Below are 15,064 nucleotides of genomic sequence, written 5' to 3'. Positions count from 1 at the left end.
GGAGTATCACGTGATTTAAGCGGGAGGCCGTTGTAGGGCGAAAAACACCTCTGGCGTTATCCACCGACATTGGAAGCGCAGCCGCCGGATAAAGCGTTCCGCGTTGTGCGCCCTACGGTAAGGCGGAGTCAGTGACGTTCGACGGAACCGTTGGAGTTGCCGCCGGCAGCCTCGGCCAGGCGCCGCGCCTGCTTGAGGTAGAGGGTCAGCTCGCGCGCCGGCAGCGGCTTGCTGTAGAGGTAGCCCTGACCTTCGTGGCAGCCCTGGGCGATGATGTAGGCCTCCTGCTCGACGGTCTCCACGCCCTCGGCGATCACCTGCATGCCCAGGCTCTTGCCCAGCTGGATGATGGCGCGAACGATGGTGGCGTCGTCGTCGTCCAGCAGCAGGTCCTGGACGAAGCTCTTGTCGATCTTGATCTTGTCCAGCGGCAGGCTCTTCAGGTAGCTCAGCGAGGAGTAGCCGGTGCCGAAGTCGTCGATGGCGATCAGGGCGCCGGCACGGCGCAGGCTGAGCAGGTGTTGGGCGGCAGTGGAGATGTCCTCCATCAGGCCGGTCTCGGTGACCTCCAGTTCCAGCGAGCGCGGCGGCAGGCGGTGCATCTGCAACAGGTTGCTGACCACGCGCGGCAGGGCGTTGTGGCGCAACTGCACGGTGGACAGGTTGACCGCCAGGCGCAGGTCGTCGAAGCCCTGGTCGTGCCACTCGCGCAGTTGGCGGCAGGATTGGTCGAGCACCCATTCGCCGATGCTGAAGATGCTGCCGTTCTGTTCCGCCAGCGGGATGAACAGGTCCGGCGCGACCCAGCCCTGGGTCGGATGCTGCCAGCGCAGCAGCGCCTCGACGCCGACCACGCGGTGATCGCGGTAATCCACCTGCGGCTGGTACACGAGGTGCAGTTCGTTGCGCGCCAGGGCTTCGCGCAGGTCCTTCTCCAGTTCGCGGCGGCGGCGCATCTCGCTGTCGACGCTGGCGATGTAGAACTGGTAGCGGTTGCGCGAGCGGCTCTTGGCCAGGGTCATGGTCTGTTCGGCTTTCTGCAGCAGCTTCTCGGTGGTCTCGCCGTCCTCGGGGAACAGGGTGATGCCGATGGTGGCGCGCAGGTGGACCAGGTGCTGGTCCAGCTCGAAGGGCGCTTCGAGGTCGTCGAGGATCTGCTGGGCGAGCTCCGCTGCTTCGTAGGGCTGCTCGATGTCGGCCTGGACCAGGGCGAACTGGTCGCCGCCCAGCCGCGCCAGGGCGCCGAGGTGCGCGCTGCGGGTGCGCAGGCGGTCGGCGAGGGCGATCAACAGCTGGTCACCGAACTGGTAGCTGTACTGCTCGTTGATGCCCTTGAAGTCATCCAGGCCCAGGCAGAGCACGGCGACGCGGCGCTGCAGGCGCGAGGCACCTTCGAGGATCTGGTCCAGGCGCTGTTGCAGCAGCTTGCGGTTGGGCAGGCCGGTGAGGAAGTCGTACTGGGAGATGCGTAGCAGGCTGTCTTCGGCCTCGCGGCGCAGGTGGCCGTTGCGCTCGATGGAGGCCAGCAACTGGTTGGCGGTATTCACCCACAGGCCCAGTTCGTCCTTCTCGTGGCCGTCGGGCATCGGCAGCTTGTGCTGGCTGGGGCGGTCCGGGTTGATCGAGGCCAGGTGCTCGATGATCTTCGACAGCGGCTTGGTCAGCAGCCAGTGGTAGACCATGAACAGCACCAGGCTCAGGGCCATGGCGCGGAGGATGCCGGAGATGAAGATGATCACCGAAGTGGCGACGAAATCGTTGCCGTAGGGCGCGGTGTCGAGGGTGATCTTCAGGTCGCCGTAGTATTCGTTGGAGCCGCCCCGGCCGGCGAGGCGGATGGAGTAGTTCTGCTCGGCGCCGAGGATCGGGTCGGTCAGCCAGCGGGTATTGGAGTCCAGCAGCGGGCGGGATTTTTCCGCCAGCATGGGTTCGTCCGGGTGGCCGATGGCGGCATAGCGCACGGCTTCGTGCTGGAACAGGCCTTCGAGGACCTGCATCGCCATGTCGCGGTCCAGGCTGTAGACGGCCTGGGTGGAAGGGTCGCGGACCATCGCCAGGATGCGCTGGGCGTCGTTGTGTACGTTCTGGCGCGCCTTGTGGGCGTCATAGACGATCTGGGCACAGCTGAGTACCACCCCGACCACGAGGGCCGCGAGCAATACCATTCGCAGCAGCTTGAGGGAGAGGCTGTGCCGGGGATCCAGTTTCAAGGTCTTTCCTTGTTTCTCGCCAGGGGCGAACGACTGGGGCTGAGTATTGGCAATTGGCGCAATGGCGTCAAAGGGCCATCGTTGTGTTTCGTGACTGTACCGGCCTTTCAGGTTAGCCGACACGAAGGCGTTACGCGCCCATTACGAAAAAACCCGGCACGGGGCCGGGTTTTTTCAGATCAATCGGGGTGCGATCAAGCAGCGAACTGCTCGGCCACGAAATCCCAGTTGACCAGGTTCCAGAATGCCTCGACGTACTTCGGACGCAGGTTGCGGTAGTCGATGTAGTAGGCGTGTTCCCAGACGTCGCAGGTCAGCAGCGGGGTGTCGCCGCTGGTCAGCGGGCAGCCGGCGCCGATGGTGCTGGCCAGGGCCAGGGAACCGTCGGCTTTCTTCACCAGCCAACCCCAGCCGGAGCCGAAGGTGCCGATGGAGGTCTTGCTGAACTCTTCCTTGAACTTGTCGAAGGAACCGAAGGCAGCGTTGATGGCGTCAGCCAGGGCGCCGGTGGGCTGGCCACCGCCGTTGGGGCTCAGGCAGTTCCAGTAGAAGGTGTGGTTCCACACCTGGGCTGCGTTGTTGAAGATGCCGCCCGACGAGGTCTTGACGATGTCTTCCAGGCTCTTGCCTTCGAACTCGGTACCCGGAACCAGGTTGTTCAGGTTCACGACGTAGGTGTTGTGGTGCTTGTCGTGGTGGTATTCCAGGGTTTCCGCGGAAATGTGCGGCTCAAGGGCGTTCTTCGCGTAAGGCAGCGGCGGCAATTCGAAAGCCATGGTCTCTCTCCTATCTCACTCAGTCTGGGCTAGCGCGACGAGCGCGCGACCGGTACACGGGGCCGGTTCGATGTTTGTCGCGGCATCCGGGCGTAGCTGCAATGCGCCCCATCAAGAGGCAGGCAGCGCGCCAGTTGCGTCCGGAAGGCTCAGAGCCCGCCGGCGCCGCGAAGGTCGGATCATAGCACCCGACCTGTGGCATATCCACGCAGCAACTGTAGGGGCAAAGGCCCAAGGTCGCGGGCTGCGTGCAATCACTCCACCTTAGACTGACCGGGATGGCGGATCGTCGTTCGGACTATTTTCCCGCGAAGTGCTTGGATCAGGCGGCAAACACCAGTTGCGCGGCCATGCCCAGCATCATCACGGCGACCATCAGGTCCACCAGGCGCCAGGTGGCAGGGCGCGCCAGCCAGGGCGCGAGCCAGGCGGCACCGAAGGCCAGGGTGAAGAACCACAGCAGGGATGCGCTGGCCGCGCCCATGGCGTAGGCGCCGGGGGCGGCCTGCTGGGCGCCGAGTGAACCGATCAGCAGCACGGTGTCGAGGTAGACGTGGGGATTGAGCAGGGTAACCGCCAGCGCGGCCATCAGCACGGTGCGGCGCGAGCGCGGGCCGGTTTCTCCGGCGTTGGCCATGGCCTCGGGTGCGACTGCACGACGCAGTGCCTTGAGGCCGTACCAGACCAGGAAGGTGACACCGCCCCAGCGGGCGATGGCCAGCAGCGTCGGGTTCTCGGCGAGGATTTTCGCCAGGCCGAACACCCCGGCGCTGACCAGGATGGCGTCACAGGCCACGCACAGCGCGGCGACCGACAGGTGATGCTCGCGGCGCAGGCTCTGGGAGAGGACGAAGGCGTTCTGCGCGCCGATGGCGATGATCAGCCCGGCGGCGACCAGGATGCCGTTGAGATAGCTCTGCCACATGATTCAGATCCCTTCCGGGTCGAGCGTGAGCGCGTGCAAGACGTCCAGCGCGCGCGGGCCGTCGGCGTGGGCCACGAACAGATGGTCGTGGTACCAGGCGGCGACCACGTTGCAGCTGATCCCGGCCTTGGCCAGGGCCGTCGCGACGGCGGCGGTGAGGCCCACCGCCTGCAATGCCGAGTGCACTTCGAGGGTCAGCCACGCGGCGACGTAGTCGAAGGCCAGCCCTGCCTGTTCTGCCTCGGCGCGGGGCAGGATCAGCGTCAACCCTTCGCTTTCACGGAAGCTGCCCAGCGGCTGCAGGCCGGCGGGTATTTGCCCGTCGGGCAAGGTGCAATAGACGTATTCGCCGTCATTGAGCACCGGGGTCATGTCGCGCAGCAGCGCGGCCAGGGAGGTTTCGCCAGCCATGAGGATCAGTCCGTCGAGTAGGGAGTGCTGGCGATTGTCTGGTTTTCGCGGGTATAAGAAAAACCAATACTGCTGATATCTCATTAGGAAAAATGATCATGTTCGACTACAAGCTGCTTGCCGCCCTGGCCGCCGTGGTGGAACAGGGTGGTTTCGAGCGCGGCGCCCAGGTGCTGGGGCTGTCGCAGTCGGCGATTTCCCAGCGCATCAAGCTGCTCGAGGCGCGGGTCGGCCAGCCGGTGCTGGTGCGCGCGGCGCGGCCGCAACCGACCGATCTCGGCCAGCGCCTGCTCAACCATGTGCAGCAGGTGCGCCTGCTGGAGGGCGACCTGCAGCAATCGGTGCCTGCGCTGGACGACGGCGCTGCGCCCGAGCGCCTGCGCCTGGCGCTGAACGCCGACAGCCTGGCGACCTGGTGGGCGCAGGCGGTCGGGGACTTCTGTGGCGAGCGCCATGTGTTGCTGGACCTTGTCGTCGAGGACCAGGAAGTCGGCCTCAAGCGCATGCGCGCCGGCGAGGTGGCCGGTTGTGTTTGTGCCAGCCCGCGCCCGGTGGCCGGCGGGCGCTGCGAGCCATTGGGCGCCATGCGCTATCGCGGGCTGGCCAGCCCGGAATTCATTGCCCGGCATTTCCCCAAGGGAGTGAAGCCCGAAGGGCTGGTGCGCGCCCCGGCCATCGTCTACGGGCCGGACGATCAACTGCAGCACCGCTACCTGAAGGACCTGGGCGTCGATGGTCACTTCAGCTACCACCTGTGCCCGTCTTCCGAGGGCTTCGTGCGCATGACCAGTGGCGGCCTCGGCTGGGGGCTGGTGCCCGAGCAGCAGGTGCGCGGCGAGCTGGAACGCGGTGAGCTGGTGGACATGCTGCCGGGGCGGGTGATCGACGTTCCGCTTTACTGGCACCACTGGCGCAACGGCGGCGAACTGCTCGCCGCGCTGACCCGGCACCTGCTGGCGAAGGCGCCGGGGCTGATGGTGCCGATCAGCCGCGAATGACGATGCTGCCGCTGCCGGGCAACTGCTCGATGCAGCGCGCGCCGAAGAGCTTCGACGGTGTGAAGTAGCCGACGCTGGTGGGATTGGCCAGCAGATGGCGCACCGCGAAGAGCACGCCGTGGATGGTCACGTCATAGCCGTTGGCCGTTTCCAGGCGCGCCGTGCAGCGTTCGCCACGGGCATTGCGCACTTCGCCCCAGACCCAGGTGCGCAGCTTGCCGCGCGCCACTTCGTCCGGGCCGTGGACGCGCTTCTCCACCTGCTCCTTGAGCCAGTCCTGCACGCGGTCGCGGCCCAGCAGCGGGCGCAAGCTGTCCATCACGCGCATGCCGATGGCGGCGGCGGGCGGCACCGGCAGGTAGACCTCGATGTCGCCGATGCCGGTGGAGTAATAGGCTGTCGCCACGTCGCCCCAGGGAATGGTCACGGCATGCTTGAGGCCGCGGCCGAAGTCGATGTCGCGGCGCTTGTAGCCCAACGGCACGTCGCGCAGGCGGCCGGCTTCGCGCACCTTGCCGCCCAGCTTGAGGCCTTCGACGGTGGTCTTGGCGGTACCCGGCGAAAGGCCGCTGCCGCTGTCGAAGCCCAGCGCCAGGGACGTGGCGTCGGGCATGGCTTCCTTGAGGCAGGCGGCGACGCAGTCGGTGGGGATCACGTCGAAGCCGACGCCGGGGCAGATCGCCACGCCTGCCGTGCGCGCCACTTCGTCGAGGCCGTGGGCGTATTCGAAGACGGATATCTCCCCGGTGATGTCGACGTAATGGGCGCCGCTGGCGATGCACGCCTCGATCATCGGCGCGGCGGTGGCGGAGAAGGGGCCCGCGCAGTTGGCGACCACGGCGATATCTTCCAGCGCAGCCAGGGCGGCGGCGCTGTCGTTCAGGTCGAACACCCGGCACTCCAGTCCCAGCGAACTGCCCAGCGCATGCAGGCTGGCCGGGTTGCGGCCGCCGAGGATCGGCGTCAGGCCTTCGCGTTGCGCCTGCTCGGCCACCAGCCGGCCGGTGTAGCCGTTGGCGCCGTAGATCATCCAGTGGGACTTGCTCATGATGTGGCCTCGTGGATACGCGTGAGTGCCTCAAGGGTAGTCGCAACTACCCCCGGCATGTCGCCGATCTCAAGTCGTGCAACCCTGCCGGCTCGCTGCGGTCTGCAAGGATTCGTTTCTGGCGTGCAAGGCCAGAGTGGTAGCGTGCGGCGGCTGATAGAGTCGCCGGAAATAAAAACAGGAGTGGCGTGCATGAAGATTCTGGTCACCGGAGCCAGCGGGTTCATTGGCGGGCGTTTCGCTCGCTTCGCCCTGGAGCAGGGGCTGGCGGTACGGGTGAACGGACGCCGCGAGGAAGCGCTGCAGCCGCTGGTGGCGCGTGGCGCGGAGTTCATGGCCGGCGACCTGTCGGACCCGGCGCTGGTGCGCGCGCTGTGCAGCGACGTCGACGCCGTGGTGCATTGCGCTGGTGCGGTCGGTGTGTGGGGCAGCCACGAGTACTTCCACCAGGCCAACGTGGTGATGACCGAGGCCATCGTCGAGGCGTGCCTGAAGCAGAAGGTCCGCCGTTTGGTGCACCTGTCCTCGCCATCGATCTATTTCGACGGCCAGTCCCATGTCGGCATCAATGAAGAACAGGTGCCCAAGCGCTTCGCCAACCATTACGGCTCGACCAAGTATCAGTCGGAACTGGTCGCCCTCGGCGCCCAGGAGTTCGGCCTGGAAGTGCTGGCGCTGCGCCCGCGCTTCGTCACCGGCGCCGGCGACACCAGCATCTTCCCGCGGATGATCGCCGCGCACCGCAAGGGCCGCCTGCGCATCATCGGCCAGGGCCTGAACAAGGTGGACTTCACCAGCATCCAGAACCTCAACGACGCGTTGTTCTCCAGCCTGATGGCGGGCGATGCGGCGCTCGGCCAGGCCTACAACATCAGCAACGGGCAGCCGCTGCCGTTGTGGGACGTGGTGAACTACGTGCTGCGCCGACTGGACATGCAGCCGGTGGAGCGGCACATGCCCTACGGGTTGGCGTACAACCTGGCGCTGATCAACGAGGGCGTGTGCAAGGTCCTGCCCGGTCGCCCGGAGCCGACCCTGCATCGCCTGGGCATGGCGGTGATGGCCAAGGACTTCTCCCTGGATATCTCCCGTGCGCGCCAGTACCTCGACTACGACCCGCAGAACAGCCTGTGGGATGCGCTGGACGAGTTCTGTGACTGGTGGCGGTTGCGCGGCATGTAGAGGCGCGCTCCTGCGAGAGCCTTCTCTGCCTAGCGTGGTGCGCGAGCACCGCCACGCAGTGGGCCGGAATACTGTTGCTCGCCGCCGCCCTGCATTGGCAGGAAGCTCGGCTCCTGCACCAGGCGCGGTAGCTGTATGCCGCTCAGCTCGCTGAGGCGCTCGCCCAAGTGGCGGGTCTCCTCGCAACTGGAATCGGCACAGGCGCGCAGCATTCGCTCGATGGCATCGCTCTGCTGGTACTGGATCTCCAGTGCCTGTTCTTCACGCAGACGGCGGCGCAATTCGCGCATGCAATCCAGGATGGCCTTGTTGAGTTCGATCACCCGACTTCCTCCCCCGCGAAGGGCGCCAAAGCGGCGCCAAGTATCGGGAGCAGGAGCAAGGGGCGTGCCACGATGTCGCAAAGCCACTATTGGCGGGTCGCCTGGGGAACTGCGCCCTCCGTCACAGGTCTTCTGTGCGCCGACGAGGTGCGTGACGCCCTGTGATGGCACGCTGCTCCCAGGCTGCTCTCAGAGTCATGCGAACGGATATACTGCGCCCTGCGCAGGCAACACGCCGCTTCATCCCCACAGGTTCATTCCATGCGTAATGACACGTTCGACGAATTCGATGATGTGCCCCACCTTTCCACCGACGCCGCCGACCGCGACGAATTCGGCCATCACCCGCGCCGTGTGGTCGAGCCCAGCGGACGTCCGCTGCCCTCGCCGGTGAAACGTGGCGGCGGGACCGGTGCGCTGTGGGCGCTGGTCGCAGCTATGGCCATCGCCCTGGCCGGTGTGGGCTGGTGGAGCCACCAGCAACTGCTGCTCATGGAGCAGCAACTGATCGCCACCCAGGAAAGCTTCGCCAAGATCAGCGAGGAGGCCGCCGGGCGCCTGGACGACATCCGCGGCAAGTTCGTCGCCAACGAATCCAATGGCATGAGCGACCGCGAGGCGCTGAAGCTGCAGGTCAAGCAACTGCAGGGCCGCCTGGCCGAGCAGGCCAAGGCGCAGCAGATTTCCCTGTCGGAATTCGACGGCGCCCAGGGCAAGCGCCTGGCGCAGATCAGCGACGACCTCAAGGCGCAACAGGAAAGTGCCGCGCAACTGGTGGCCCAGCTGGACGCCAAGCTCAAGACCATTTCCGACGAGCAGGCCAAGTTCAAGAACGTGCAGGCCGACCTCGCCGCCGCCAACCAGCAGATCCAGGCGCTCAACACGGAAGTCGCCAACCTGAAGAAGGACGGTAGCCAGTCCAAGGCGATCAAGAGCCTGCAGGACGACCTTTTCGTGCTGCGCTCCGAAGTCGATGGCCGCCAGGGCCAGGCCAACAGCGATACCAAGGAGTTCGATGTATTCCGCATCCAGGTGATGCGCAACATCAACACCCTGCAGCAGCAGATGCAGAACCTCCAGCAGCAGATCAGCACGCGCTGAACCGCGGTCTGAAAAAGGCCCCCGCACCGAACGGTCCGGGGGCTTTTCATTGGCCATCCCTCTTTGGGAGTAGTCACGGCAATTCTTGTCTTGAATCAGTTTCAGGGCGGGCTTCGAAGCGAATAATCGCTAACAAATGAGAGTTATTCTGATTCTCCCCTTGTTCGATCATTCGCCCGGAGGCTTTCCATGCACGATCTTCAAGCGCAACGCCGGTATCGTATCGCGGGGTACCGGCCCGGGATCGGCGCCGCCTTCCGCCAGCGTCTGTTCTCCATGGGGCTGCTGCCAGGTGCCGAGCTGAAGGTTCGCCGCGTGGCGCCGCTGGGCGATCCGGTGCAGGTGGATACCCGCCAGTGCAGCCTGGTCCTGCGCCGCCGCGATCTGGCCTTCCTCCAGCTCGAAGCGCAGGACTGATCGACCCATGGATGAACTGCGCATCGGCCTGATCGGCAACCCCAACGCGGGCAAGACCACCCTGTTCAACCAGCTCACCGGCTCCCGCCAGCGCGTGGGCAACTGGGCCGGCGTGACCGTCGAACGCAAGGAAGGCAGCTTCCGCACCGCGCGGCACAGCGTGCGCCTGGTGGACCTCCCCGGCACCTATTCGCTGACCACCTTGTCGACCCAGGCCTCGCTGGACGAGCAGATCGCCCGGCGCTGCATCGTCGATGGCGAGGTGGACGTGCTGGTCAACGTGGTGGACGCCACCAACCTCGAACGCAACCTCTACCTCACCGTGCAGCTGCGCGAGATGGGCCTGCCCTGCGTGGTGGCGCTGAATATGCTCGATATCGCCCGCACCCAGGGCCTGAACATCGACCGCGAGGCGCTGGCGCGGGAATTGGGTTGCCCGGTGGTGCCGCTGGTGTCGACCCGCGGCGAAGGCATCGATGCACTGAAGGAGGCCATCGACAGCCTGGGTGTACAGCAACCGCTGCAGGTGCCGTATCCCGCCGCGCTGCGGGACGCCGTCACTCAACTGCTACCGGCCGACGCACCGCCGGCCCACACCTGGATGGCCCTGCTGGCGCTGGAAGGCGACTTGCACAGTGCCAGCCAGCTCAAGCTCGACCCGACGAGCCTGCTGGCCGCGCGTGACGCGATTCGTTGCGCCTGTGGAGAGGACCCGGAACTGCTGCTGGTGGACGCGCGCTACCGGCTGATCGGCGAACTCTGCGAGCGCGCCAGCAACCACCGTGAGGCCGCGCCGCATCGCTTGACCCAGATGCTGGACAGCATCGCGCTGAACCGCTGGCTGGGCATCCCGGTGTTCCTCTTGGTGATGTACCTGATGTTCTTTTTCGCCATCACTCTGGGCGGGGCGCTGCAGCCGATCTTCGACCAGGGCTCCTCGGCGCTGTTCATCGACGGCATCCAGTGGCTGGGCGCGCGCAGCGGCGCACCGGACTGGTTGACCGCGCTGCTGGCCCAGGGCCTGGGCGGTGGCATCAACGCGGTGCTGCCGCTGATCCCGCAGATCGGCCTGATGTACCTGTTCCTCGCCCTGCTGGAAGACTCCGGCTACATGGCTCGCGCGGCCTTCGTCATGGACCGCCTGATGCAGGCCCTCGGCCTGCCGGGCAAATCCTTCGTGCCACTGATCGTCGGTTTCGGCTGCAACGTGCCGTCGATCATGGGCACCCGCACCCTGGATAACCCGCGCGAACGCCTGATGACTTCGATGATGGCGCCGTTCATGTCCTGCGGCGCGCGGCTGGCGATCTTCGCGGTATTCGCCGCGGCCTTCTTCGGCCAGAACGGTGCGCTGGCGATCTTCTCGCTGTACCTGCTGGGAATCGTCGTGGCGGTTCTTACCGGGCTGCTGCTCAAACACACGCTGATGCGCGGCGAGGCCTCGCCCTTCGTCATGGAACTACCGCTTTACCACGTGCCGCACCTGCGCAGCCTGCTGCTGCAGACCTGGACGCGCCTGCGTGCCTTCATCGTCCGCGCCGGCACCGTGATCATCCTGGTCAGCCTGGTGATCGGCGGGCTGAACAGCGTCACCCTCGATGGCCGCCCGGTGCAGGGCGACATCGCCGACTCGGCGCTGTCGAGTCTCAGCCACAAGGTCACGCCGCTGCTGGCGCCCATGGGCGTGCACCCGGACAACTGGCAGGCCACCGTTGGCCTGGTCACCGGCGCGCTGGCCAAGGAAGTGGTGGTCGGAACACTCAACACGCTCTACACCGCCGAGCACATCCAGGGCGAAGCGTTCGACGCCGACGGCTACGACCTCTGGGCCCAGTTGAAGCAGGCCGGGGCGGATACGCTGGACAGCCTGCGCGACTCGTTTAGCCTCAGCGTGTTGGCCAACCCGGTCGCCGCGAGCATGGCAGACGGCGAGATGGAAGAGGGCTCCATGGGCACCTTCGCTGCCAAGTTCGGCAGTCCGTTGGCCGCCTACAGCTACCTGGTCTTCGTGCTGCTCTACGTGCCCTGCGTGGCGACCCTTGGAGCGCTGACCCGCGAAAGCGGCCGCGGCTGGATGACCTTCTCGGTGCTCTGGGGCCTGAACGTCGCCTACTCGCTGGCAACCCTCTGCTACCAGGTGTTCAGCTTTGCCGAGCATCCGCAGTACAGCGCGGTGGCCATCGGCCTGGTGCTGGTGTTCAACCTGGTGCTGTTCCTCATCCTGCGCTGGGTCGGTCGGCGCGGCCTGGAACTGAATGGCGAGCGTGAACTGCGCGCCACTCCGGCCGGGAGCTGCCACTGATGACCTCGGCAATCGCCGTGCGTAACCTGCTGGGTGAGATGGGCGAGGCGGATGTGCCGACTCTGGCTCAACGCCTCGGCGCTTCGAAGGCTCTGCTCGAAGCCCTGCTGGAGCGCTTGCTGGCGATGGGCGTGGTGGAAAAGGTCGCGTCCGAGCCGGCGGCCTGCGGGAGCTGCAAGGGATGCGCGGAGACGACGCCGTGTTCGACGACAGGGTATCGGTTGTCGTCGAGAAACACTGTTGCGCCGCTGCGCTGGAGCTCTGTGTAGGGCGTATAACCCGGAACGGGTTATACGCCGCAATGGCGGATAACGCCTGAGGCCTTATCCGCCCTACGAATTGGCACCGGCATGGAAAAAGGGCGCCTTCGCAAGAAGGCGCCCTTTTCGTTGGCGCTGGTACCGGCGCTTACAGGCGCGGGTAGTCCAGGTAGCCGACCGGGCCTTTGCCGTAGAAGGTTTCCGGGTGCGGCTCGTTCCAGGCGGCGCCTTTCTGCAGGCGGGTTACCAGGTCCGGGTTGGCGATGAACGGGATGCCGAAGGCCACGGCATCGGCCTTGCCGCTTTCCAGCCACTCGGTGGCGGTTTCCTGGGTGAAGCGCTCGTTGGCGATGTACACGCCGCCGAAGATTTCCTTCAGTTTCGGGCCGATGCTGTCGTCAGCGGCCTTCTCGCGGGTGCAGATGAACGCCACGCCGCGCTTGCCCAGCTCGCGGGCCACGTAGCCGAAGGTGGCCAGCGGGTCGGAGTCGCCCATGTCGTGGGAGTCCATGCGCGGCGCCAGGTGCACGCCGACACGGCCGGCGCCCCACACGCCGATCACGGCGTCGGTGACTTCCAGCAGCAGGCGCGCGCGGTTCTCCACGGAGCCGCCGTACTGGTCGGTGCGCTGGTTGGTGCTGCTCTGCAGGAACTGGTCGAGCAGGTAGCCGTTGGCGCCGTGTACTTCCACGCCGTCGAAACCGGCGGCCTTGGCGTTTTCCGCGCCGATGCGGTAGGCCTCGACGATGTCGGCGATCTCTTCGGTTTCCAGGGCGCGCGGGGTGACGAACTCCTTGATCGGACGCACCAGGCTGACATGGCCGGCCGGCTTGATCGCACTCGGCGCCACCGGGGTTTCACCGTTCAGGTACAGCGGGTCGGAGATGCGGCCGACGTGCCACAGTTGCAGGAAGATGCGGCCGCCATTGGCGTGCACGGCCTTGGTGACGTTGGTCCAGCCGCGCACCTGGTCGTCGGACCAGATGCCGGGAGTGTCGGGGTAGCCGACGCCCATCGGGGTCACCGAGGTGGCCTCGCTGAGGATCAGGCCGGCGTCGGCGCGTTGGGTGTAGTACTCGGCCATCAGCGCGTTGGGTACGCGGCCTTCGTCGGCGCGGCAGCGGGTCAGTGGGGCCATGATGATGCGGTTGGGCAGTTCCAGGTCACCGATGACGATGGGATCGAAAAGCGTAGTCATTGCATTACTCCGGGGCATGAGGGTGGAGGTTCAATCGAGGACGGTTTGTGTCTGGTTGGGCTTGCCGCCGAACGCGATCATCACCGCGATCAGCGCGAGTACGGAGAGCACGGCGCCGGCCAGGGGCACGCGGGTCAGGCCCAGGCCGTGGTCGATGACGCTGCCGCCGACCCAGGCGCCGATGGCGTTGCCGACGTTGAAGGCGCCGATGTTCAGGGTGGCGACGAGGTTGGGCGCGGCGCCGCCGACGCGGACCACGTTGACCTGTAGGGCGGGCACCGCGGCGAAGGCGGCAGCGGCCCAGATGAACAGGGTGATTTCGGCCGGGATCAGCGCGGCGCTGGTCCAGCTCAGCACAGTGGAAACCACCGCCATGGTGGCGAACACGCCGGCCAGGGTGGTGCCCAGGCGCCAGTCGGCGAGGCGGCCGCCGATGATGTTGCCCAGGGTCAGGCCGAGGCCGATCAGTACCAGGCTCCAGGTGATGCCGCGCGGCGAGACCTCGGTGACTTCGCCGAGCAACGGCGCGACGTAGGTGAACAGCGCGAACACCGCGGCGGAGAACAGTACGGTGGTGCCCAGCGCCAGCCACAGCGGTCCGTTGCGCAGCGCGGAGACTTCCTTGCGCATGTCCACCGCTTCTTCATCGTGTTGCTTGGGCAGCACGCGCCACAGGCTGATCAATGCGATGACGCCGATCAGCGTGACTGCCCAGAACGGCGAGCGCCAGCCGGCGACCTGGCCCAGCGCAGTGCCGGCCGGAACGCCGAGCACGTTGGCCAGGGTCAGCCCGGTGAACATCAGCGCCACGGCGGACGCCTTGCGGTTGGCCGGTACCAGGCTGGCGGCGACCACCGAGCCGATGCCGAAGAAGGCGCCGTGGCACAGCGCAGTAATGATCCGCGCCAGCATCAGCAGGCCGTAGTTGGCGGCCACGGCGCAGAGCAGGTTGCCGAGGATGAAGATGCCCATGAGCATCAGCAGCGCGGTCTTGCGCGGCAGGCGGGCCGTGAGCAGCGCCATGATCGGCGCGCCGATGGCGACACTGAAGGCATAGCCGCTGACCAGCCAGCCGGCGGCCGGAATAGAGACGGACAGGTCGCCCGCGACCTCGGGCAGCAGGCCCATGATCACGAATTCCGTGGTGCCGATGGCAAACGCGGACAAAGCGAGGACGAGAAGCGAAGTGGGCATGCGCCTGCTCCTGGAGAGTTGAAATTGTCTTGGCTGGCAGTAGCCGGTCAAACCCGTCCTGAATCTGCTGCGCGTCGGCATAGCTGCGTTGAAAACAGACTCGGAATGCTCATTTACCGCTTGTAAACTGCGCTTCCTCGTCTGTTTTCGCCTTGCTCTGCTCTAGCTCGCAAGATTCTGAACGGGTTTGTTACAGCGCTTCGCTCAGGTGGCGAACAAAGGCCTGGATGGTTTCTTCGTTGCGTTTGAAGAAGTTCCACTGGCCGACTTTTCGACTGGTCACCAGGCCCGCGCGCTGGAGGGTGGCCAGATGCGCGGAAACGGTGGATTGCGACAGACCGGTACGCTGGTCGAACTTGCCGGCGCAGACGCCGATCTCGAAGGATTGGTGTTCCTGCTCGACGAAGAATTTCTCCGGGTCCTTGAGCCAGTGCAGCATGTCGCGTCGCACCGGGTGGGCCAGGGCCTTGAAGATTTCGTCGAGGTCGAGAGTGTGTTGTTCAGTCATGGGCGTATCGGTCTATCGCGTTGGGACGAACTATATATCGGTCAAAAACGATATGAATTCGTTTGGCGCGATAGTAATGATCACCGCCCGTGATAATAGGGGCGGGCTAACGTGGGAGCGTGCTCCGTCCGCGATGGTTCCGCCTCTGCTCCGTGCCGCTTTTAGTCGGTGCGGGGGGCGCCCAGTCCTTGCTCGCGAACCGAGACTGCTC

The 15,064-nt window shown here is 65.9% G+C and carries 15 protein-coding genes; 6 read left to right on the top strand and 9 right to left on the bottom strand.

Translation table 11 applies throughout. The features are described from left to right. Nucleotides 1–128: 128 nt before the first annotated feature. The 4 genes from PNI01S_RS18135 to PNI01S_RS18120 all read right to left on the bottom strand — a co-directional run bounded on the left by PNI01S_RS18135 (nt 129) and on the right by PNI01S_RS18120 (nt 4,322). Nucleotides 129–2,210: a putative bifunctional diguanylate cyclase/phosphodiesterase gene (locus PNI01S_RS18135; RefSeq protein WP_024762590.1), complete on the bottom strand. Its 2,082-nt coding sequence runs from the start codon at nt 2,208–2,210 to the stop codon at nt 129–131. Nucleotides 2,211–2,404: 194 nt separating this feature from the next. Then, entirely contained in the window at nt 2,405–2,986 is a 582-nt protein-coding gene (gene sodB / locus PNI01S_RS18130) for a superoxide dismutase [Fe] (RefSeq protein WP_024762591.1), read from the bottom strand. A 322-nt stretch (nt 2,987–3,308) separates the two neighbouring features. Then, the gene (locus PNI01S_RS18125) at nt 3,309–3,911 is read right to left on the bottom strand and encodes a LysE/ArgO family amino acid transporter (RefSeq protein ID WP_024762592.1); all 603 of its coding nucleotides are present in this window, start codon (nt 3,909–3,911) and stop codon (nt 3,309–3,311) included. A 3-nt stretch (nt 3,912–3,914) separates the two neighbouring features. Further along, nucleotides 3,915–4,322, bottom strand: coding sequence for an ACT domain-containing protein (locus PNI01S_RS18120; protein ID WP_037009458.1), 408 nt, complete (start codon nt 4,320–4,322; stop codon nt 3,915–3,917). A 92-nt stretch (nt 4,323–4,414) separates the two neighbouring features. On the opposite strand from PNI01S_RS18120, the gene PNI01S_RS18115 reads away from it, so the two are divergent. After that, on the top strand, nt 4,415–5,320 hold the full coding sequence (locus PNI01S_RS18115; RefSeq protein WP_089285734.1) for a LysR family transcriptional regulator ArgP: 906 nt from the start codon (nt 4,415–4,417) through the stop codon (nt 5,318–5,320). Here the strand turns inward: PNI01S_RS18115 and PNI01S_RS18110 are convergent. After that, on the bottom strand, nt 5,307–6,368 hold the full coding sequence (locus PNI01S_RS18110) for a saccharopine dehydrogenase family protein (protein ID WP_024762595.1): 1,062 nt from the start codon (nt 6,366–6,368) through the stop codon (nt 5,307–5,309). The two genes, PNI01S_RS18115 and PNI01S_RS18110, sit on opposite strands and share 14 nt — an antisense overlap. 192 nt (nt 6,369–6,560) lie before the next feature. Between PNI01S_RS18110 and PNI01S_RS18105 the strand changes: the two genes are divergently transcribed. Then, nucleotides 6,561–7,550: an NAD-dependent epimerase/dehydratase family protein gene (locus PNI01S_RS18105; protein WP_024762596.1), complete on the top strand. Its 990-nt coding sequence runs from the start codon at nt 6,561–6,563 to the stop codon at nt 7,548–7,550. Between the two features lie 29 nt (nt 7,551–7,579). Here the strand turns inward: PNI01S_RS18105 and PNI01S_RS18100 are convergent, their stop codons facing one another. Next, entirely contained in the window at nt 7,580–7,870 is a 291-nt protein-coding gene (locus PNI01S_RS18100; protein WP_024762597.1) for a hypothetical protein, read from the bottom strand. 264 nt (nt 7,871–8,134) lie between these two features. Between PNI01S_RS18100 and PNI01S_RS18095 the strand changes: the two genes are divergently transcribed. The 4 genes from PNI01S_RS18095 to PNI01S_RS18080 all read left to right on the top strand — a co-directional run bounded on the left by PNI01S_RS18095 (nt 8,135) and on the right by PNI01S_RS18080 (nt 11,962). Then, nucleotides 8,135–8,974 carry an ATPase gene (locus tag PNI01S_RS18095; protein WP_084358738.1) on the top strand — a complete coding sequence of 280 codons (840 nt, stop codon included), beginning with the start codon at nt 8,135–8,137 and terminating at the stop codon, nt 8,972–8,974. Between the two features lie 189 nt (nt 8,975–9,163). Continuing rightward, nucleotides 9,164–9,391: a ferrous iron transporter A gene (gene feoA / locus PNI01S_RS18090; RefSeq protein WP_024762599.1), complete on the top strand. Its 228-nt coding sequence runs from the start codon at nt 9,164–9,166 to the stop codon at nt 9,389–9,391. 7 nt (nt 9,392–9,398) lie between these two features. Beyond that, nucleotides 9,399–11,693, top strand: coding sequence for a Fe(2+) transporter permease subunit FeoB (gene feoB, locus PNI01S_RS18085; RefSeq protein WP_084358737.1), 2,295 nt, complete (start codon nt 9,399–9,401; stop codon nt 11,691–11,693). Continuing rightward, nucleotides 11,693–11,962: a FeoC-like transcriptional regulator gene (locus tag PNI01S_RS18080; RefSeq protein ID WP_024762601.1), complete on the top strand. Its 270-nt coding sequence runs from the start codon at nt 11,693–11,695 to the stop codon at nt 11,960–11,962. The genes feoB and PNI01S_RS18080 overlap by 1 nt, the downstream gene beginning before the upstream one ends. A gap of 139 nt (nt 11,963–12,101) precedes the next feature. Here PNI01S_RS18080 and PNI01S_RS18075 read toward each other — a convergent pair whose 3' ends face one another. The 3 genes from PNI01S_RS18075 to PNI01S_RS18065 all read right to left on the bottom strand — a co-directional run bounded on the left by PNI01S_RS18075 (nt 12,102) and on the right by PNI01S_RS18065 (nt 14,853). Next, on the bottom strand, nt 12,102–13,151 hold the full coding sequence (locus tag PNI01S_RS18075) for an alkene reductase (RefSeq protein WP_024762602.1): 1,050 nt from the start codon (nt 13,149–13,151) through the stop codon (nt 12,102–12,104). Between the two features lie 30 nt (nt 13,152–13,181). Beyond that, nucleotides 13,182–14,345, bottom strand: coding sequence for an MFS transporter (locus PNI01S_RS18070; RefSeq protein ID WP_024762603.1), 1,164 nt, complete (start codon nt 14,343–14,345; stop codon nt 13,182–13,184). 190 nt (nt 14,346–14,535) lie between these two features. Continuing rightward, the gene (locus PNI01S_RS18065) at nt 14,536–14,853 is read right to left on the bottom strand and encodes an ArsR/SmtB family transcription factor (RefSeq protein WP_024762604.1); all 318 of its coding nucleotides are present in this window, start codon (nt 14,851–14,853) and stop codon (nt 14,536–14,538) included. Nucleotides 14,854–15,064: the final 211 nt, after the last annotated feature.

Origin of the sequence: Pseudomonas nitroreducens NBRC 12694 (assembly GCF_002091755.1) — a bacterium.
GTDB classification, from domain to species: Bacteria; Pseudomonadota; Gammaproteobacteria; order Pseudomonadales; family Pseudomonadaceae; genus Pseudomonas; species Pseudomonas nitroreducens.
Note: the sequence above shows the minus strand (reverse complement) of the source record. Positions and strands in the feature narration are given on the sequence as shown.